Source organism: Marinococcus sp. LNHM3E3-2.2 (assembly GCF_056034385.1).
Window position 1 is genome coordinate 29240 of record NZ_JBQLIC010000011.1, and the last position, 20339, is coordinate 49578.

22 protein-coding genes are annotated in these 20339 nt (G+C 43.5%); 17 read left to right on the top strand and 5 right to left on the bottom strand.

Annotated features, from left to right (window positions below; genetic code table 11):
• Positions 1 to 14 precede the first annotated feature (14 nt).
• Positions 15 to 1397 (top strand): sugar porter family MFS transporter, encoded by a 1383-nt coding sequence (locus tag ACTRXF_RS13170; RefSeq protein WP_474279440.1) that lies wholly within the window; start codon positions 15 to 17, stop codon positions 1395 to 1397.
• 161 nt (positions 1398 to 1558) lie between these two features.
• On the opposite strand, the gene ACTRXF_RS13175 is transcribed toward ACTRXF_RS13170, so the two are convergent.
• On the bottom strand, positions 1559 to 2665 hold the full coding sequence (locus ACTRXF_RS13175) for a substrate-binding domain-containing protein (RefSeq protein WP_474279442.1): 1107 nt from the start codon (positions 2663 to 2665) through the stop codon (positions 1559 to 1561).
• A gap of 198 nt (positions 2666 to 2863) precedes the next feature.
• On the opposite strand from ACTRXF_RS13175, the gene ACTRXF_RS13180 reads away from it, so the two are divergent.
• From ACTRXF_RS13180 to ACTRXF_RS13215, 8 genes are all read left to right on the top strand, one after another.
• Positions 2864 to 4234, top strand: a complete 1371-nt coding sequence (locus tag ACTRXF_RS13180) for an ABC transporter substrate-binding protein (protein WP_474279444.1) — start codon at positions 2864 to 2866, stop codon at positions 4232 to 4234.
• 54 nt (positions 4235 to 4288) lie between these two features.
• On the top strand, positions 4289 to 5221 hold the full coding sequence (locus ACTRXF_RS13185; RefSeq protein ID WP_474279447.1) for a carbohydrate ABC transporter permease: 933 nt from the start codon (positions 4289 to 4291) through the stop codon (positions 5219 to 5221).
• 6 nt (positions 5222 to 5227) lie between these two features.
• Positions 5228 to 6070 (top strand): carbohydrate ABC transporter permease, encoded by an 843-nt coding sequence (locus ACTRXF_RS13190; RefSeq protein WP_474262282.1) that lies wholly within the window; start codon positions 5228 to 5230, stop codon positions 6068 to 6070.
• 23 nt (positions 6071 to 6093) lie between these two features.
• Positions 6094 to 6771, top strand: a complete 678-nt coding sequence (locus ACTRXF_RS13195) for a YesL family protein (RefSeq protein ID WP_474279449.1) — start codon at positions 6094 to 6096, stop codon at positions 6769 to 6771.
• The gene (gene arfA, locus ACTRXF_RS13200; protein WP_474279451.1) at positions 6752 to 8269 is read left to right on the top strand and encodes an arabinosylfuranosidase ArfA; all 1518 of its coding nucleotides are present in this window, start codon (positions 6752 to 6754) and stop codon (positions 8267 to 8269) included. Before ACTRXF_RS13195 ends, arfA begins: the two co-directional genes overlap by 20 nt.
• Before the next feature lie 151 nt (positions 8270 to 8420).
• A complete protein-coding gene (locus ACTRXF_RS13205; RefSeq protein ID WP_474279453.1) occupies positions 8421 to 8594 on the top strand; it encodes a hypothetical protein in 174 nt (57 codons plus the stop codon).
• 52 nt (positions 8595 to 8646) lie between these two features.
• Positions 8647 to 9531, top strand: coding sequence for a M23 family metallopeptidase (locus ACTRXF_RS13210; protein ID WP_474279456.1), 885 nt, complete (start codon positions 8647 to 8649; stop codon positions 9529 to 9531).
• Between the two features lie 112 nt (positions 9532 to 9643).
• Positions 9644 to 9865: a DUF6007 family protein gene (locus ACTRXF_RS13215; RefSeq protein ID WP_474279458.1), complete on the top strand. Its 222-nt coding sequence runs from the start codon at positions 9644 to 9646 to the stop codon at positions 9863 to 9865.
• 442 nt (positions 9866 to 10307) lie between these two features.
• Here the strand turns inward: ACTRXF_RS13215 and ACTRXF_RS13220 are convergent, their stop codons facing one another.
• Positions 10308 to 11132 carry a DUF6920 family protein gene (locus ACTRXF_RS13220; protein WP_474279460.1) on the bottom strand — a complete coding sequence of 275 codons (825 nt, stop codon included), beginning with the start codon at positions 11130 to 11132 and terminating at the stop codon, positions 10308 to 10310.
• Positions 11133 to 11365: 233 nt separating this feature from the next.
• Between ACTRXF_RS13220 and ACTRXF_RS13225 the strand changes: the two genes are divergently transcribed.
• The 3 genes from ACTRXF_RS13225 (at position 11366) to ACTRXF_RS13235 (ending at position 13462) form a co-directional block, all read left to right on the top strand.
• Positions 11366 to 11617 (top strand): hypothetical protein, encoded by a 252-nt coding sequence (locus ACTRXF_RS13225; RefSeq protein ID WP_474279462.1) that lies wholly within the window; start codon positions 11366 to 11368, stop codon positions 11615 to 11617.
• Between the two features lie 75 nt (positions 11618 to 11692).
• On the top strand, positions 11693 to 12247 hold the full coding sequence (locus tag ACTRXF_RS13230) for a TetR/AcrR family transcriptional regulator (protein WP_474279464.1): 555 nt from the start codon (positions 11693 to 11695) through the stop codon (positions 12245 to 12247).
• A 90-nt stretch (positions 12248 to 12337) separates the two neighbouring features.
• On the top strand, positions 12338 to 13462 hold the full coding sequence (locus ACTRXF_RS13235) for an MFS transporter (RefSeq protein ID WP_474279466.1): 1125 nt from the start codon (positions 12338 to 12340) through the stop codon (positions 13460 to 13462).
• Positions 13463 to 13479: 17 nt separating this feature from the next.
• On the opposite strand, the gene ACTRXF_RS13240 is transcribed toward ACTRXF_RS13235, so the two are convergent.
• Positions 13480 to 14037: a hypothetical protein gene (locus ACTRXF_RS13240; RefSeq protein WP_474262247.1), complete on the bottom strand. Its 558-nt coding sequence runs from the start codon at positions 14035 to 14037 to the stop codon at positions 13480 to 13482.
• A complete protein-coding gene (locus ACTRXF_RS13245) occupies positions 14034 to 14627 on the bottom strand; it encodes a TetR/AcrR family transcriptional regulator (RefSeq protein WP_474262246.1) in 594 nt (197 codons plus the stop codon). The genes ACTRXF_RS13240 and ACTRXF_RS13245 overlap by 4 nt, the downstream gene beginning before the upstream one ends.
• A gap of 183 nt (positions 14628 to 14810) precedes the next feature.
• Here ACTRXF_RS13245 and ACTRXF_RS13250 point away from each other — a divergent pair, with 183 nt between their 5' ends.
• From ACTRXF_RS13250 to ACTRXF_RS13265, 4 genes are all read left to right on the top strand, one after another.
• Entirely contained in the window at positions 14811 to 15371 is a 561-nt protein-coding gene (locus ACTRXF_RS13250; RefSeq protein ID WP_474262245.1) for a sugar O-acetyltransferase, read from the top strand.
• A 47-nt stretch (positions 15372 to 15418) separates the two neighbouring features.
• Positions 15419 to 15841, top strand: coding sequence for a VOC family protein (locus tag ACTRXF_RS13255; RefSeq protein WP_474262244.1), 423 nt, complete (start codon positions 15419 to 15421; stop codon positions 15839 to 15841).
• Between the two features lie 69 nt (positions 15842 to 15910).
• Positions 15911 to 16498 (top strand): type 1 glutamine amidotransferase family protein, encoded by a 588-nt coding sequence (locus ACTRXF_RS13260; RefSeq protein ID WP_474262243.1) that lies wholly within the window; start codon positions 15911 to 15913, stop codon positions 16496 to 16498.
• 207 nt (positions 16499 to 16705) lie between these two features.
• Positions 16706 to 18238 carry a BCCT family transporter gene (locus ACTRXF_RS13265; protein WP_474279468.1) on the top strand — a complete coding sequence of 511 codons (1533 nt, stop codon included), beginning with the start codon at positions 16706 to 16708 and terminating at the stop codon, positions 18236 to 18238.
• 95 nt (positions 18239 to 18333) lie between these two features.
• Here ACTRXF_RS13265 and ACTRXF_RS13270 read toward each other — a convergent pair whose 3' ends face one another.
• Positions 18334 to 18735 (bottom strand): VOC family protein, encoded by a 402-nt coding sequence (locus tag ACTRXF_RS13270; protein ID WP_474262241.1) that lies wholly within the window; start codon positions 18733 to 18735, stop codon positions 18334 to 18336.
• A gap of 176 nt (positions 18736 to 18911) precedes the next feature.
• Here ACTRXF_RS13270 and ACTRXF_RS13275 point away from each other — a divergent pair, with 176 nt between their 5' ends.
• A complete protein-coding gene (locus ACTRXF_RS13275) occupies positions 18912 to 19805 on the top strand; it encodes a PhzF family phenazine biosynthesis protein (RefSeq protein WP_474279470.1) in 894 nt (297 codons plus the stop codon).
• Positions 19806 to 20339 lie beyond the last annotated feature (534 nt).

The following is a 20339-nucleotide window of genomic DNA, read 5'->3' on the forward strand; positions in this document are numbered from 1 at the left end:
GGACATTGAACATCATGAAAGAGAAGCAGTCAGTCTGGTATGTATTGTTGATAGCTTCCGCAGCAGGAATGGCAGGGTTTTTGTATGGTTTTGATACCGCAGTAATTTCAGGCGCCATCGGCTTTTTGCAGGAGCTTTATAATTTAAGTCCGGCTATGGAAGGATTTATTATTTCAAGTGTTATGGTAGGAGGAGTGGCCGGGGTCGGGCTGTCCGGATATTTAAGTGACCGCTTTGGCAGAAAAAAGATTTTAATGCTGTCGGGGATTCTCTTTGCTGTTTCCGCCTTATGGTCTGCGCTCGCTATGAGTGTTACTTCTCTCATTCTCGCAAGAGTTCTGGGCGGTCTCGGAATTGGCTTTGCCTCTGCGTTGTCAGTTACGTATATTGCTGAGTGTGCCCCGCCTGCTATACGCGGCCGGTTGGCTTCTATGTATCAGTTGTTCACTATTATTGGTATCTCAGCTACATTTTATATTAACCTTGCTGTGGCAAACTCGGGCAGCTATGGATGGGGAGTTGAAACAGGCTGGAGGTGGATGCTCGGATACGGAGTAGTGCCGGGAGTTCTCTTTTTTATCATGCTCATCTTTATTCCTGAAAGTCCCAGATATTTAGTGAAAAAGCAAAAGCATACAGAAGCATTTCGGACATTGGAAAAAATCAATAACACCCGCACAGCTGAACTGGAACTTGAGGCTATTCAAACCTCTCTTCGAAGTGAATCAAGCACATCAATTAGAGAGCTGTTGAAGCCGGGTCTTCGAAAAGCAATGGCAGTCGGTATTTTCCTGGCTCTATTTAATCAGGTTATCGGAATGAACGCTGTAACTTATTACGGACCAACGATTTTCCGGCTGGTTGGGTTTGAAAATAATACTGAATTTCTGGCCACCAGCTTAATAGGAACCGTACAGGTAATATTTACAGTAGTTGCTATTTTATTAATCGACAAAGCAGGAAGAAAACGATTGATGGGCGTAGGATCGAGTTTGATGGCAATATTTATGGTTCTTATTGGAAGCGTTTTCTACTTTGATGTAGGTAATGGAATCTGGGCGCTGCTTTTTATCATGGGCTTTACTGCAGCATTTTGTATCTCAATGGGCCCAATTCCATGGATTATGATTCCGGAAATTTTTCCAAATCATATGCGTGCAAAAGCAGTCGGAATTGCCACCATGTTTTTATGGGGAGCTAACTGGGCGATAGGGCAGTTCACGCCTGTACTCATCAATAACGCCGGAGGTGCTTTTACATTCTGGATGTTTGCGGTTATTAACGTTATTTGTTTTGTTTTTGTGATGACCATAGTACCTGAAACGAAAAATAAGTCTTTAGAAGAAATAGAAACAATATGGGAGCCTTCCAAGAAAGCCTATCGCTTTGAAAAATAAACAGTTCTAAGGCCCGGAGGAGCCCGGAATTACTGTGCTTTAAAATAATATTTACAGGAATTACGAATTGTAACCAGACGAAAAAGGAAGCTGCCCGTAATAAAAGGGGCAGCTTCCTTTTTTGAGTACGGTCCAGCTGTCTGCCGGTCCGTATTTAATATTTATTCTGTTTCCAGCGCTGGTGTGAATTGGAGACTCCGTGTCGAATGGCGGTCAATAAAATGAGGCTCGTATACAATAGAGGAAAGGGCGGCATCCGGCTGTTCAATGAGAGTCGTTACATATTTGGCTGCGTCCTCTCCCATACGTTCTTTAGGATGTACGATGGAAGAAAATTTCACTTCGGAGATTTGGGTAAAATGGGAATCGTCAAAACTTACGACAGAAATATCCCCAGGAACCTGCAGGTTTTTATCGCGGAGCACATCGAGAAGCTGCAGCAGGAGTTCATCGTTATAGGTGACAAGTCCAGTAGGCCCATCAGTCTGATCCCTTAAAATCTGTTCAACAGCCTGAGCAGCCTTGGAATACTTTTCATCGGTGGAATACGTGATCAAAAGGGAGGGATCCACCGGACAGCCGTAGTGCCGATGAGCTTTAAGGAAACCTTTCATCCGCTGCACGCCCTGCATGTCATCCGTTTTAAATAACCCAATTATCCGCCGGTGGCCCAACTGGATTAAATGCTCCGCGTTCCGGAATCCGGCTTCCTGATCGTTTAAGGTTAAACTCAGCGGTTCAAGCTCTTCATAATACGCGTTCATCATAACATAAGGGATACCGGCATTTTCGAGATTCAGGTAGTAATTTAGATTGGGATTAGCCTGCGCGCTGCGTGTCGGCTCAATAATCAGTCCATCGACCTGCTGGGTAAGAATATTTTCGAGCGCCTGTTTTTCTTTATCAAAATCGTTATTGGTGCTCATAAGAATAACGTTGTAGCCTTTATCGCTTAAATACCTTTCAGCTCCGCGTATAATATAGGGGAAAATATAATCTGAAATGTACGTAGTGATAATGGCTACGTTTTTACGGGTGGAGGGGGAAGAAAATTTAGAGCGGTCTGCACAAAATGTGCCGACGCCGTGCTCCCGGTACAGCCATCCCTCGCTCACAAGCTCGCCGATAGCCTGGCGTACCGTATGTCTGCTTACTTCAAAGTTCTTTACGTATTCGTATTCAGATAGAATTTTTTGGTGGGGACGGAAGCTGCCGTCCAAAATTTTGGATTGGATGTGCTGCTTTAATTGTTTATATTTTGAGACCATCATGCACCTCTTTTTCTTTTTATCGTATCATACACATGCGTACAACTGAAGAAAAATTGTTTTGTCAGTATTTGTCGGCATTTGATATCTAAATATTGAAATAAATATATAGAAAGCGCTTGCAATAAATGTACCTGTATGGTTAAATAAAAAATAACTTGTACGTATAAGTTAGGAAAATAGATAAGGGGGACAATTATGAAGCGTTGGTCGATTTTTGGTGGTGCGATGCTGTCTTTGGTTTACTTAGCAGGTTGTGGCGGCGGGAGTGGTAGCGGAAGTGATGGTGAAGGAGGCGGAGAAGGAGGAGAAGGCGAAGCAGATGAAGTAGAAGTAATCGGGGAAGATAGTGAGAATGCTACCGAATTAACTTTTTGGACATTCAATGAACAACATATTGGTATTTATGAAGATGCAGTAAACAGATGGAATGAGGAGCATGAAGACAGGCCGATTAAATTACAAGCTGAGGTATACCCTATTGATCAGATGAATAATAATTTGCTTCTCTCTCTACAGTCGGGGTCTGGAGCTCCTGACATGGCGGACATAGAAATTAGTTACTTTGCCAACTTCCTTGAAGGTGACGTTCAATTAGAATCGATGAATGAATACGTAGAGCCAGTGCTCGACGATATGGTGGAAGAACGGTTTGATATATATTCCAAGGATGATAATTATTACGGTATGCCTTACCACGTTGGCGCTACAGTAATGTACTATAATACGGAGATTATGGAAGAGGCCGGGGTGGATATAGATGAAATTGTTACCTGGGATGACTATGTAGAAGCAGGAGAACAGGTGGTAGAAAATACAGATTCTATGATGACTACAGTGGAGGTTGATGAGCATTTCAGCTTCTGGCCTTTAATCAGTCAAAGAGGATCCGATTACTTCAATGATGAAGGCGATCTAACCCTGGCAAACGATACTAACGTTGATACACTTCAATTTCTAGACGACATGGTGAATGAACATGAAGTAGCAGAAGTAACACCAGGCGGATTTCATCACTCTGAAGAATACTATGGATACATGAATGACGGAGGAGCCGCTTCGTTAATGATGCCAACCTGGTACATGGGCAGATTTATTGATTATATGCCTGATCTCGAAGGGAAAATGGAAATTCGTCCACTGCCGGTATGGGAGGAAGGCGGAAACCGCACAGCTGGAATGGGCGGTACAGGTACAGTAGTAACGAATCAGACGGAAGAGCCGGAACTGGCTAAAGAATTTTTAGCCTATGCGAAATTGTCTGAAGAAGGAAATATTGCACTCTGGCAGGAATTAGGATTTGATCCACCAATGTACACTGTGTGGGATGATGAGGCCATGGATGAACCTAACCCTTACTACGACTACTTTGACGATGAAATCTTTGACACCCTTCTGGACTTAAATGGGGAAATCGAAGCGTTGAATATTACACCGGATCTGCCGGATGTGCAGTCCGAAATTCACACGAATGTGCTGAACAGCGCTATCAGGCAGCAGAGCCAGGACCCAGAAGAAGCATTAAAGCAGGCTGAAGACGCAGTAAGCAGCGGGCAGACAGAAGAATAGAACTGGGGGGCTTTTGCCCTCCTTCTATTATTATTTAGCGGAAAGGAGCAGAAAATGGAACGTTCAGAAACAATGTCCAATAAAAAGACTTTTTCTTTAAAAGGTATTCTGCATTTCCTGAATTCAAAGAAGGTTGCTCCTTATGTTTTTGTATCGCCTTTCATTGTATCTTTCCTGGCACTGTACTTGTATCCAATGATTCAGGCGATCATTATGAGTTTTCAGCAGGTTCTTCCTGGCCAGACGACTTTTATAGGAACTCATAATTATGAACGTATTTTAAACCCGACTTTTTTTCAGGCGCTGGGAAATACAGCAACCTACGTGTTTTTTACAGTCATTATATTGGTAATGATTCCAATTATACTTTCAGTATTTTTAAACAGTAAATCCCTGTATTTTAAAAATTTCTTCAGGGCTTCACTTTTTATACCTGCTCTTACTTCGGTTATCGTCGCCGGTATTATTTTCCGGATGATGTTCGGGGAGTCGGAAAACTCCTTTGTAAACGAATTGCTTGGACTTGTTGGCATGGACCCGGTGCAGTGGAGGTACGGAGCAGGCACGGGAATGTTTTTAATGGTGCTGCTTGCTTCATGGCGCTGGATCGGCGTGAACATACTATACTTTCTCGCTGGTCTGCAGAACGTTTCGGAGGAGTTATATGAAGCGGCTGATATCGACGGAGCGAGCGCATGGCAGAAATTTTTATTCGTTACGATGCCTGCTTTAAAGCCTGTTATTATTTTCGTAGCCACCATTACGATCATTAACGGCTTCCGGATGTTTGAAGAAAGCTTTGTATTCTGGGAAAACAGTTCTCCCGGCAATATTGGCTTAACCATTGTAGGATATATTTACAAAGAAGGCATTCAGCAAAATGACATGGGCTTCGGCGCAGCTATCGGAGTCGTGCTAATGCTGATCATATTTGTTGTAAGCATGATTCAGCTGAAATTCTTTGGCGCCTTCAAAAAGGAGGATTAAAGAGTGATGGGCAAAAATAATAAAAAATGGGTGTCAATTCTATTGACTGCATTGTTTGCAGTAATAACTGTAATTGCTCTCACCCCGGTAGTATCATTGATTGTAGCTTCTATGCGGCCCTCTTCAGAATTGATGAGGCAAGGTCTTTCGTTTTTTTTCGATCCAGCCAGTCTGGATCTTGGTAATTACCTGGCTGTATTTTCTGAGGAAGGGGCCAGCTACTGGCAGTGGTATATGAACAGTCTCATTGTTAGTGGAGGCTTAATTGTATTATCACTATTCTTTTCCTCCATGGTGGGTTACGCGCTAGCGATGTACAATTTCAAAGGAGTAAGAGTTATCTTTATGCTCGTATTGTTTGTACTGATGGTACCGTTTGAAATCTTAATGCTTCCCCTTTACCAGATGATGACCGGTTTAAACCTGGTGGACACCTATTTTGCGGTAATGCTTCCCTTAATTGTTGCCCCGGTGGCAGTGTTTTTCTTTAGACAGTATTGTCTGGGGCTGCCGAAGGAACTAATGGAGTCCGCGAGAATTGACGGATGCACAGAGTACGGCATCTTTTTCAAAATAATGGCGCCACTCATGGGTCCTTCGTTTGCGGCAATGGCTATTCTCCAGGGGCTTACCAGCTGGAACAACTTTTTGTGGCCGCTGCTTGTATTAAGATCAAATGAAATGTTCACGCTTCCGGTAGGCTTGGCCACATTGCTTACTCCATATGGTAATAACTATGAGCTCCTGTTTTCCGGATCCGTTCTTACCATTGTTCCTATTGTCATTCTGTTTCTGTTCTTTCAGAAATTCTTCATCTCCGGCCTTACTGTCGGCGGTGTTAAAGGCTGATTACTCCAGAGGGAGGAAAAGGTATGAAAAAGCTCCCATTAGAAAAATTGAATATGATTTTCGCATGGATCAATAAACTATTTATATTAAACGTATGCTGGATTGTAGGAATGCTTAGTGGCCTGATAGCATTTGGTATTTTTCCAGCTTCGACTGCAGCACTTGGTGTTTCAAAAGAGCTTTTAAACAGCAGGGAGATAAAGGTAGGGAAAAAATTTATTCAGTTTTACAAGCGGGATTTCATACAGGCAAACATGCTTGGCTTCCTGTGGTTGGGAGGCGCCTTGCTTATCCTTGTTAACTATGCGGCGCTGAATAACGGTTTTTCCGCAAACGCAGTAACAATATTTTTCTACATTGTTATTTTAGTCGTTTACAGTTCACTGACAGTGCATCTGTTTGCTTTACATTCAAGCTTTCAAACCAGTTTATTAACTTACTTTAAAAACGCTTTGATTATTGGAATTACAAAAATGCATATTACTGTTTCATTAATAGCGGTTCATTTTGCTTTAATCTACGGGGCGTTAACGGTCCCGGCATTTTTCCTCTTTTTCTACGGCAGTCTTTCCGCATTAGCAACTGTATTTATTACGAAAAACCTGTACCAGCGTCTGGAAGAAAAAAGTGTACGAGAGCAGGAATCTAAGAATTACAGCATAACCAAGGAGCGTACAAAATATGGCGAAAAAACAACCTAAAGCTTCAGTTATTGTAGATAAGGATTTTGTAATTTCCGAGGTGGATGAGCGAATTTACGGTTCTTTCATCGAGCAATTGGGACGGGCTGTATATGGCGGCATTTATGAGCCGGGACATGAAAATGCAGATGAACAGGGCTTTCGCCAGGACGTGCTGCAATTAGTCAGGGACCTGCAGGTTCCCATCGTTCGTTATCCAGGGGGGAACATGGTTTCTGCGTATAATTGGGAAGACGGCGTCGGGCCAAAAAATGAACGGCCGAGACGGCTCGAGCTTGCCTGGAGCACCATAGAGACAAACGAAGTGGGTACAAATGAATTTGCCGACTGGGCGGCAAAAGCCGGCACCGAGGTTATGATGGCTGTAAACCTGGGGACGAGAGGCATCGATGCTGCAAGAAACCTGCTTGAGTACTGCAATCATCCCGGAGGCACGTACTATAGTGATCTGCGGAAAGCCCACGGCTACGAGCAGCCGCACAATATTAAAACGTGGTGCCTTGGCAATGAAATGGACGGGCCCTGGCAGATCGGCGGCAAAACGGCTGACGAATACGGACGTCTCGCTTATGAAACAGCGAAGGCGATGAAAACTGTGGATCCATCGATTGAACTGGTGAGCTGTGGTAGTTCGAATTCCGCTATGCCGACCTTCCCGGAGTGGGAAGCGACGACGCTTTCACACACCTACGAATTTGCCGACTATATTTCACTGCACCAATATTATGGAAACCATGATAACGATACGGCTAATTTTTTAGCAAAATCATTGGATATGGATCAATTCATTCGTACGGTCATCTCTACATGTGATTACATTAAGGCTAAAAAACGAAGCAACAAAACGATCAATCTCAGCTTTGATGAATGGAATGTATGGTTTCATTCGACCGAAGCGGATAAACAGCTAGAGTCGTGGCAGATCGCGCCGCCGCAGCTGGAGGATGTTTATAATTTCGAAGACGCTTTGCTCGTAGCTAATATGGTTCATACGCTGATTAACCATGCTGATCGTGTAAAGATGGCCTGTATGGCGCAGCTGGTAAACGTGATCGCCCCGATTATGACGGAAAATCAGGGGAAAGCATGGAAGCAGACCATTTATTACCCATATTATTATTTGTCGGTCTACGGGCGCGGAAAAGCACTGCACCCGATTATTCATTCGGATAAATACGATTCCAGAGAATTCTCAGACGTTCCATACTTAGATAGTGCGGTAGTATTGAATGAAGAACGAAATGAACTGGTGCTTTTTATGACCAACAGGCATCTAGAAGAATCATTATCCATCTCTTATGACCTGCGTTCGTTTGAACAGGCGGAGGTAGTGGAGCATGTCGTGCTCGAGCATGATGATCCGAAAGCGGTGAACACGAAAGATAAGGAAGAAGTAGCACCGCACAACGGCGGCAATGCTGTTCTGGAAGAAAAGCAGCTGCAGGCAGAGCTGCCGCGCATGTCCTGGAATATGGTAAGACTGCGTATAAAAAAATAAATTGAAGTGGCCAAAAGGGTTCTTGGATAAATGTCTAAGGACCCTTTTTTAATTCGAAACAAATATTATCCATAATATTCCTTCCATTATTGACTCCTGATATGATGAAGGAATAAAGAGTAGAAGCTGTTGGTAATTGGAGGAACCAAAAATGAAGGGAAAACAAATAATAACGCCGGCTTCCTTGCTATTGACGGCAATTATCGCTGGAGGTCTGGGGCTCGGCTATGAATTAGGAAAGCCAATTATATCCGCTGGACTGATAGTAATCTTTATTCTGACGGCTGCCTGGGGCACTTCCTGGATAAGTACTCCAAAAAAGTAGCCGGATGGTTAGTAATACGAAACGCCAAATGACTTTTCAGGAGGAAGGCATCATGACGTCTACATTTCCGGATAATCCAATACCGCCTCAGGAGTTTGGAAATTCGTTTCTGCTCGGAGATTTTGTTCGCATTTACGAGCAAACTACCAACGATTTTAAGCGGCTTGCTGCCAGAGAAGAATTTCAGAAAATGGCCGCCGGCTTCAATAAAGGGGTAACAGCATATAGTCTTCTGTTTTCATATCAAATAGATGAACATTTAGTGCAGTACGTTTGGAACGACGACCGGAATGAGCGGGCGCTTGATGTCTACATGGATGATCAATACATCATACACGGATTGGCTATGATTCCCGTAGCTATTGATCCCATTGGCGAAAAGGAGGAATCCAGGCAACAGTATCGCTGGCCGGTAGAGCCGGGGGTAGGATGGACAATCGTCTGGGGTGGAAATCATCCTCTGGCTAACGCTCATCACCATCTATTCAACCAACGCTATGCGTATGATCTGGTAATTCAAACTAACGGAAAAACCTATGAAAAATCGCCGGCAAGAAATGAGCACTATGCGGCGTATGGGGAACCAATTTATGCGCCGGCAGAGGGTACTGTAGCTGCGGTTGTGGATGGAATCCCGGACAACGAGCCGGGAGTCATGAATGAAGAGAAGCTGGCGGGTAATGTGGTGGTTATTCATCATGCTTTCGAGGAGTACAGCGTTCTGGCTCACCTGCAGCCCGGTTCGATTCTGGTAGAGGAGGGCGAACGCGTTTCAATAGGACGGCTGATAGGAAAATGTGGTAACTCAGGCAATTCATCAGAAGCCCATCTGCACATGCAGTTGTCGACCCGGGCAGATTTTCTTCAGGGGACATCTATCCGTATGAGGTTTGAGAACGGCTGCAATCCTATCCGCGGTGAGCAAATCAATGAATGATATTAAAAATGTATTCGTGAGTGATTTGTATTTATATGTACAGAGATATCCAGAGTAAGCAGTCATATTTTATAGTTAAAAAGAATTTGGCTAAAACAGGAGGTGGGCAAATATGAGAGATAAGAAACGGGAAACTCTTGAATATACTTTTGCTCAAATTAATACATATGATCTTATCTTTTTGCTCCCGATGGCCTGGCTGTTTTCATACCTCCCCGTCCATGGTTTATGGAGTATTGTTGTAAATGTCTTCATTATTATTTTTGTTGGTATTGGATTATTTTACGTTACTCATACGCTGGTGGAAGCAGGAAAACGCCGGAACAGAAAATAGTTAATCGTATTTCACTGCGGACGGTCGTTGTTCTCAATGGTTTTTTCTTAATCAAAAGAGAGCCAGGTGCTATAATGAGTAAGAATAGAATATAACATCGCTCTTCTGTTGCTTGGTTTTCTGGAATTTTTCATAACGAATGCAACGAACCTGGCAAGGGTTCGTTGTTTTCTATAGCTGGGGGTGTTTAATTGAAACAAACGATAAATACCGGGTCAGTCATTGGAGGAATTTTTCTCACGGCTGTAATTTTTTTTAATATCTATTTGATGATTGTTCAAGACTCTTTCATTTCCAATCTATTATCAGCGGTCGCTATTGTTTTACTTCTCATCATTGTTATCCCCTTTTGGGTGCTTATGGTAAAGTATGTTTTTAAATCGTGAATATGAAAAGACTGTCTCCAGGCGTATAAAGAGACAGTCTTTTGCTTTGTTTATGGTTATTCATTAAATTTTATGTCTTTCACCTCTACTTTATACCACGTGAATTTTCCTTCTTCTAACATCCAAGAAACAGTTAATGTTGTAGGAATATCTATCCCATCAATAGTGGAATTCTCTACAACCTCCCCGACGCATTCCAGAAGTTTTGCATTTTTACCACTATCCTTATATCGCAAAGCGCTAATTTTTTCTATATTTCCTTCAGCACTAAACTGATATGTGGCGGACCCCGAAACGTCGTTATAATTCATAATGGCTTCGGCGGAAAACTCATCGATCTGCCTCCATTGAATATAAGAGCTGAGCGCAGCGGAAGGGTACCAGGGCAGCTCAAGCAAATACCTTTGCAGGGTGGACTGATTAAATTTTTCATTATCAGCTATGTTTACGATGGGAATAATCGAAGCTATTTTGATTTTCATTTGTCCCCTGCCATGCGTAAAAAGATCTCTTCCGACTACGTTGATGAAGGGGAGCATTTTTATTTCTGTCTTCCAGAGAAACGCTGGTTCATTGACTGTGATATATTGTTCCGCATTTGATTGATACCACTTTTTCTGTGAAGGCTTCAATTTCATTACTCCCGTTTGTTTTAATCGTACCGACTTTATTTCACGTTTGCCCGCCAGTCCAATATTCATGAGCCATCTCGCTACAGGGAGAGGAAGAGTTTCGATTCTTTGCTGTGTTATCGGCATAGCTGGGTCATTTTCGCTAGTAGCGGAAAGAGAAGCGATTTCTTTATTTGTAAAATAGTGAAAACGCCATTTTTCGAGAATTAATATAATAATGAAAAACATAATAAAAGAAAGAACTTTCATCAGCTGCACCTCCAGATTACAGGACTCATTTCCTGTGTGTATGGCTATATCAAAAGTATACTGACATTCCGTTCTTCTTAGTGGTAATACCGCTATTCCCTTATAAAACTCTCATCAAAAGACGAACATGAAGAAAGTTTTTAGTTTTTACTTTCTAGAATTTTCTTCAACTTGCATTTGAAAGGGTAAAGTATAATTGAATTATAAAATATTATCCGAAAAGGGGTAGCGATATGGAATATCGGGAGTTTTTAGAAGAAATTGTCGGTATTATCTGGGGCGGGGATGCGGAAAATATTTCCGAAGGTGAAGAAGACTACAAAGCTGCGTATAATGTTAAACTGCTGGATTTAATGAAGGAAGGAAAAACAGAACAGGAAGCGAGAAGCATAGTCATTGCTGAAATTCGGGATGATTACAAAGAATATAATATAGATGAATTCTTAAATGAGACGGCAGAAAAAATTAGAAAGAAAAAACAATAAAGTAACATTTCGCGATAGAATATGTTATGATTTATTATAATGAACGTTCAATAAATAAAAAAGGGGGAACGATTTATGAAAGCGGCATCGAAAAAAGAGGTTATATTGAACACCGCAGAAGATCTTTTTTATCAGAACGGGTTTCATGCTGTCGGGGTCAAAAGTATATTAAATGAAGTCGGAGTGGCGCCGATGACGATGTATTATCATTTTAAGTCTAAAGAAGTGTTGATTATAGAAATATTAAAGCGCAGGGAAATGCGTTATTTCGACTTTATAAAAGAAAAAACGGAGGGAGCAAATAGTTTCACCATATACGCAGAATCACTGATTCAGGCCCATGTGGACTGGATGAAAACGGACGGCTTTAATGGATGTTTGTTTTTAAGAGCAAAACAGGAATATGAGGGAGTCAACGAAGAGATTACTGCTATGAGTAAGGACCATAAAACCAACCTATTAAATAAAATTGAGCGCGACATCAAACCTTTTAATAATTCCAAAACGCTAGGAATGAAGCTGTTCATGATACTGGAAGGAATTACGTCCATGGCTCAAATTCTGGAGATGGAAGAAATAGAAAAATCGGCATTCGATTTGGCAAAAAACATGCAGACGGCCCATGAATAAACATGATAAGAGAGCATCGTTATTTGACGGCTCTTATTTTTTCACCGTTTATTGAATGAACGATCAATAAATAAGAAGGGGCGAATAACTATGAATGCGAATAAATTAATCCTTGCGGGACTGCCGATGATTGCGGTGACCTACGGGCTGTCCCGTTTCAGCTACGGACTGATGCTTCCCTATATTAATGAAGCAATCAATATGACCCAATCCACGAGTGGAATCATTTCTTCTATGTCCTATGTGGCGTACTGTATAGCGATAGTAGCAGCGATGATGTTTTCCGGGAAGGTGACTTCGAGGCTGATGCTGGTGGCAGCGGGACTGTTGTCGATTATTGGCCTTGGCGTTATCTCCGTTTCTTTGACTCCGATCGGGCTTGGGGCGGGGATATTTTTAGCAGGGATGAGTACGGGCTTATCGTCCCCGCCATATGCCAGTATTGTAAATACGACGGTAGAAGCCAGGGAGCAGAACCAGGCGAATGCCTGGATCAATTCCGGTACAAGCATCGGAACGGCATTCACCGGTGCCATCGCGATTATGATGGTGGACAGCTGGAGGGAGACGTATGTGATCTTTATGGTTATCGCCGTAATCGTGCTGGCTGCCAACTACAAAGTACTGCCTCACGAGCCGGCAATTGAAAAAAAGAGATCGGCTGGCTTTGTGAAGCAGGAGTGGAAGCAGTCTGTCCAGCTGATCGTGGCCTCGCTGCTTCTGGGCATCTCTTCTGCGGCATACTGGACCTTTTCGAGAGATTTTATCGTAAATTTGGAGGGCGTACCTGGCTACCTCGGAGACTGGCTCTGGGTAATCATCGGTTTGTCAGGTTTATTGGGCGGTACCGCCGGCATCTTTATTAACCGGTTTGGCATTTGGAACGCCTTCAGGCTTTCAGTAGTAACGCTGTCCACTGCGTCTCTGCTTCTCGGCAGCTGGCCCGGCAGTCCCGTGGTTGGTTTTTTGTCCCCGTTTCTGTTTGGGAGTTCGTATGTTTTCATTACCGGGGTCCTAATTGTGTGGGGCGTTTCAGTATTCCGGACGAATCCCTCCATTGGGCTGGGGCTGCCGTTTTTAATGCTTGCCCTGGGGCAGGCGGCAGGATCCATTTTTTCCGGAATCGTCGCTGGTGCGTTTGGTTATCATACACTGTTTCTCGCCGCTTCTGTAGTAGGTTATGCGACGATCATATTCAAATATCAATCGCACTAAAGATGTTCCCGGGCGTGTTACTCTTGAATTTCTTCTTTATATTTCGCCTCGCGCGGCCATATAAAGTACGTAATGGAGATAACTAAATCGATCACTACGATGAGAGACCATAATTTAATCGTGCCGCTCAATGCTTCAGTTCTGTCTGCGTTATTAACGACAAAAATAACTCCCCACAGCATCCCTGTTCCCAGCGCATATGCCAATACGTGTTTGACCCAGTCCTTAAAGTATTTCCGGGAGTAGGCATAGCCGTAGAGCCTGAACGGCTTGTCGCCCTGCCTCATAATATAATACTTGAACCGTTCGTCGGCCCAGCGGATCATCTGCTTTCCAAAAACAATGGATACCGCAATATAAATGGCAGCAATGGCATGAGCCGTGGTAGCTATTGCCCCGCCCATAAGATCCACGGAGGCCGCAGCCAGCAGCACCAGGTCCAGGACGGGAGTTAAGGCGAGAAAGAATAACCCGAGTCTAGGCATTTGAAACACGTAACGAATAATTAACCCGGCGGCAATAACCAACCAGAAGGCTATTTCGATCCCAATAATCAACAGCAGTATGAAATTCATCTATGCTCCTCCTTAAGCCAGGAATAGACTTCTTCGCGAATCAGTTTAATAATATTATTATTATCTATGCGGTCAGGGGTTAACCATTTATGCAGGGCCAGGCCGTCAACGAGGGCGTGAGCACGCATGGTAGTGAGCTCGACAGGCAGGTCCTCCTGCAGCATTTGTTTTTCTTTCAAATACTGTAAGGTTTTTTGAATGAGCATTCGTATCTCATCTCCCATGAAATTCGTTCCTGCTGCATGGATTTCGTACTGGAACGCCATCCATACCTCCATATCCGCATAGCGGTCATCATCCAAAGGGAGGACCGCGAGTATCGCCTGAATGACCCGTTCCTTTTCGGTGACATTTTCCTGCCCGAAAATCTCCTGAATTCTTTGGGCAACTTTATGATTTACTTTTTTCATGACTGCATCGAGCAGCGAGCTGTGGGTAGGATAGTAGTAGCGGATCTGCCCCGGCGTCATGTCAGCGAGCTTTGCGATATTTCTTACCGTCGCGCCTTTCGCCCCGCTGTTCACAATGGACTGCCAGGCATATTCAATAATCTGCTCTTTTTTCTTTTCGTGGTCAATGAGTTTTGGCATAGTACACCCCGGTATTTAGAAAGTAATGTAAGTATACCATCTTTTTAATACATGTGTATTAAAAAGAAAAAGAAATTTCTGGAACATTCCGTAAAACAAATATCCCAGACTAAACGAACAGTGGTATAGTGGGCGTATAGAAGTGTTCAAGGCTTAAGAGGCGAAAATAAAAGAGGTGTCCGAATGAAAAGTGAAAAGCAAAAAATGATGAATGGAGAGCTGTTTTTACCGCACGACCCTGAACTTGCATCGGAGCGGCTGCAGGCGAAGCTGCTGCTTGAAGAGTATAACTCCACCAGTGTCCGGGAGAAAGAAAGAAGCAATCAGCTGCTACAGGAAATCGTAGGCACAATGGGGGAAGAAGCCCGGATTAGTGCGCCGTTCTGGTGTGACTATGGTTATAATATTCATCTTGGTGCCCGTTTTTTCGCCAATTTCAACTGCGTTATGCTCGATGAGGCGCCAATTACATTCGGTGACGGAGTGATGCTGGGGCCGGGCGTGCACATATATACCGTAAATCATCCGATGGAGGAAGCCTCCCGCGCGACGCTCCAGGAATACGGAACGCCTGTGACGATCGGACATAATGTGTGGATCGGGGGAGGAGCCATCATTAATCCCGGCGTTCGCATTGAAGACGGCGCAGTTATCGCTTCGGGAGCAGTCGTTACCAAAGACGTTTCTGCCCGTACGCTTGTGGGCGGAAACCCGGCACGTCTTATTAGGCGTTTGGACCAATGAATCTTTCCGGCAATTAGATGATTTTATTTTTACAAGGAGATGATTTTATGAAGCCAAATGTGTCTGTGATTACTATTGGAGTGCAGGATTTACAAAAATCGCTGCGCTTTTATCGTGATGGGCTGGGGTTTCCTACTGAAGGGATTGTAGGGGAGGAGTTCGATCACGGAGCAGTAGCCTTTTTTGATCTGCAGGCAGGGCTGAAGCTTGCCATTTGGAATCGTAAAAATATTGCGCATGAAGCTGGTATAAAGGCCAACCAGCCAAATCCTGCGGAATTCACTCTCGGTCACAACGTGAATAGTAAAGCGGAGGTGGACGAGATTATGGGGAAAGCGGAACGTGCAGGTGCCTTTATCACAGACCCAGCACATGATGCATTCTGGGGAGGGTACTCCGGACATTTCCAGGACCCGGATGGCCATCTGTGGGAAATTGTCTGGAACCCGGCATGGATTGAGGCAGAGTGAGCATTGTTCAGTTAGGCTGCAGCCGGCCTATGTAAAGTTATAACAAAAATCAGCTTGGAGGAATTTGCTGTGAAACGAGCATTGTTTCTGCTTTTAGATGAGTATGCTGACTGGGAAGCCGCTTACCTGTCGGCTACATTGAATGAGGGTAAGGAGTGGGCGGTTAGTACAATTTCTCTGCATGACCAGGTTACATCTATCGGAGGCTTTAAAACAGCGGTGGATTATAAAATCAACCACCATCCGGATTTCGATTTGCTCGTATTAATAGGCGGCAACAAATGGGACGTTGAAAGCGATGATATTTTTAATTTAGTGGACAAAGCGATCACTAAAAATATTCCGGTCGGTGCCATATGCGGAGCGGTAGATTATTTAGCAAGGAATGGATTTTTAAATCATTTCAGCCATACCGGCAATTCGGCTTACTTCTGGCAGGACTACGAAAACTATCATCCGGATGCAGAGTTTATGGAAGAGCAGGCTGTTAAAGATAAAAACCTGGTAACTGCGAATGGCACAGCCCCCATAGAGTTCACTGAACTGGTTTTGCACATGATTAATTTTGCTGCGGCGGAGGAAATTGAAAAGACAATGTATATGTACCGCTACGGCTATTACGAATACACTGAAAAATACGGAAGCCCATTTTTATAAATGGAAATTAAGGAAAAAATACAAAAATAGAAAGTATCCAGAATTGCTAATTTTCAGCGGTTTTTGATTTTTCGATTAGATCTGAAGATATAAGGCGGGTTTACACAGCAATTGCGGCGGGTATCACTTATTTAGCTTTAAACGATAGGTGTCCGGGGCGATCAGTTCTGGATCTCAGCCGCTGTTTAAAAAGGAAGGAGCCCCGCCGTGGATAATCAAAAACCAAGAGTAGGCTTTGTATTTTACGGAGCCCTGGTAATACTGCTTATTATGGCGGTTGTCGGAGTCGCAATTCCACAATCGTTTTTTAACGCAAGCTCTGCAGTAAGATCATTTGTATCGACTCATTTTGGATGGTATTATCTTTTACTTGTGTCAGCATTTGTACTATTATGTGTTTACTTTATTTTCAGCAGGTATGGAAACATTCGTCTTGGGAGGCCGGAGGACCGGCCGGAATACAGCTATCCGACCTGGTTTGCGATGCTGTTCAGCTCGGGGATGGGAGTAGGACTAGTGTTTTGGAGCGGGGCGGAGACAGTATCCCACTACGCAACGAACGCCCCGGAAGCAGAGGTCGGAACGGACCAGGCCCTTGTCGATTCTATGCGCTACATGTTCCTGCACTGGGGAATACACCCTTGGGCTATCTACGGTGTTACCGGCATCTGTTTTGCCTACTTTACATTCCGTCGGGGCGCCCCGGGCATGGTAAGCGCCATGCTCAGCCCGATTATGAACGAAAAAGGCATCGGTGGAAAAGTGGTGGATATTATTGCCCTGATTACTACAGTATCGGGGATTGCTACCGTCCTCGGGCTTGGCGTGACCCAGGTTTCCGGCGGTATGTCCTACTTGTTTGGCACACCGAATAATTACACGATGCAGCTGATTGTTATTGTCGTTATTACTGCAATGTTTTTAGTATCGGCGTATACCGGCTTAAATAAAGGAATTAAATCCTTAAGTAATGCAAACATCTATTTAACAATCATTCTGTTTATTTTAATGCTTTTTATCGGGCCAACGTTATTTTCCATGAATTTGTTCACGAATACACTTGGTACGTATATACAGACGCTTCCGCAAATGAGCTTTCGGATCGCGCCGACATCTGAAAGTACAAGAGAGTGGATTAATGCGTGGACCATCTTCTACTGGGCCTGGTGGATCTCATGGACGCCTTTTATAGGAATATTTATTGCCCGTGTGTCGAGAGGACGCACTCTGAAGGAATTCACTATCGGCGTCATTCTGGTGCCGTCAATTGTCAGCTTTATCTGGTTCTCGCTGTTTGGCGGAGCCACATTGAACGTACAAAGCACCGGCATGGCAGACATTGCTTCGCTGGCTCCTGAAGAAGCGATTTTTGGCGTGTTTGATCAATACCCGCTCAGCACAGTCATGTCCGTCATTGCACTACTGCTAATTGTTTCATTCTTTATTACTTCAGCAGATTCTGCCACCTTTGTGCTTGGTATGCAGACCTCCAACGGAGCAATGAATCCTTCGGCTGTAGTGAAGTTCATCTGGGGACTCATGCTTTCTGCTACAGCGGCCGTGCTGCTGTATTCCGGAGGGATCGATGCGCTGCAGAACGTCATGATTATATCGGCGCTCCCGTTTTCTCTCGTAATGATACTGATGGTGTACTCGCTGTTTAAAGCACTCCGGGAGGAAAAAGATATTGAAACAAAGGGTAAAAGTAAAAATGCTGATAAACCGGATAAAGCTTCCTGAACTGGTTTGGAGAACTCCGGATAAAATTGGGAGTTCTTTTTTTATGGGAAGCTATTTTACAGGTGAAGTCCGAAATCCTTTATTGTCGGTGAGATTCAGCTTTCTGCTGGAGCTACGAGCTCTACTTTAATACGGTCCGGGTCTTCAAAATAGAGGGCGTAGTGATTGTTTCCCCCGGCAAAGGGATGCAGGTCTTCATAAAGAATTGGGATATCCGCTGCTCGCAGCTGCCTGGTCATTTGATCCACATGCGATTTCGACCGGGCATGGAAAGCAATATGGTTCAATCCTGTCCGGCGCCGGTGATAAGAAATGTCCAGAAAACGATCTTCCGTCTGAACAAATACGATGTAGGAGAAATCCAATTTAAAACTGATCCCATCCGGCCATTGCTGAAAGACGTGATAGCCAAGGTCTTCCAGCAGCCACTGCCAAAAGGCCTTCGATTGTTCGAGGTCAGATACATAAAGCTCAATATGATGAATGTGCCCGTTCATCTGAGATCCTCCTTTTATCTGAAGAAAAATAGGAAAAAGTTTTTCTCTCTTTTCCTATTTATTGTAAAAAAGTATCATAGAGAGAAGATAAAGTAAAATGAACATCTGAAAACATCTTTCCCCGGGGAGGAATATACATGAAGTCTTGGAAAAGTTAATCGGGGGAGTGGAGAACAATGCAGAACATCCGTGTGTATCATTATGATGCTTTCAGTGAAATTCCGCATAAAGGGAACCCAGCAGGCGTTGTTTTTGACGGAGACAACGTGACAGAAAAAGAAATGCAGGCGGTGGCGTATCAGGTTGGGTTTAACGAAACGGCCTTTGTATTATCTTCCGAATCAGCAGATATACGTCTGCGCTTTTTTACACCGGGCCACGAAATGAATTTGTGCGGCCACGCTACGATGGCTTCGGCTTATGCATTAAAAAACAAAGGACTGCTTGGTAATAAAGAACGTATCACGGTGGAGACGAATGCTGGAATTATCACCGTCACAATACAAACGTCTGCCCATCAACAGCGCACAATGACAATGACCCAGGCGCCGCCAAAGTTGGAAATGTTTCATAGTTCCCGGGCTTCTCTGGCCGCTTCGATAGGATTACAGGAAAATGATATTCAAGCTGATATGCCTATCGTCTATGGAAATACTGGAACTTGGACGCTGCTGGTGCCGATCGCTAATTTAAAAAGCTTTGAAAAAATGAGACCTGATAATTCAGCATTTCCATCGGTTCTCACAAAAATGCCGAAAGCATCCATTCATCCGTTTTGCCTGGAAACTTATGATAAAGCGGCGGATATGCATGCGAGGCACTTTTCCTCCCCGTACTCGGGAACCGTGGAAGACCCTGTCACAGGAACAGCCTCCGGAGTTATGGGAGCTTATTGGGCGGCGTTTATTGATGAGCATTTTCAATCGCCTCTACAACTTACCGTAGAGCAGGGACAGGAAATGAATAAAGATGGAAGGGTTCACGTGCAGGTCGTAAAACATCAGGATAAGATTGAAGTGAGTATTTCCGGCCATGCAGTGTATGTGACCAGCTTTGATGTGAAAATATAATAGGCAAGCCATTATAAATAAAAAGATAGACGGCAACGCCAATCTCATTTTTCAAGAGTAAAAACAATTATATTTTTTCAATACACTAAAGGTAGTGTGATGATAAAAATCGGAGAAGAAGGTTGAGATTTCTGTGCAGTGATGTTTCATTAATCTATAATATGAAATAAGACGGGAAAAGGAGACTATACGAAGAGATAGCATGAATACAATTACAATAGCAATTCTTTTATTTATTATCGCCGTCGAAAAGTATCAATCGAATGTAAAATACATAAGCTTGAAAATCGGATAAATGAAATGAGAAATTTCATATCAGCAAAAAGGAGATACGAAATGAAGATTATGACAATATGCCATCAGATATTTTGCATTGTAGTTCTTGTATTAGTGGGATTGGATTTTATAGATGTTATTACTATACCTTTCTGGCTTTTTAATGGACTGGTAGCTGTATTACTTATATCGACAATTATTATTTGGATAGACCAGAAAAAAAGAAAAAAAGCGACCATTGAGTCGTGAGACATTTTT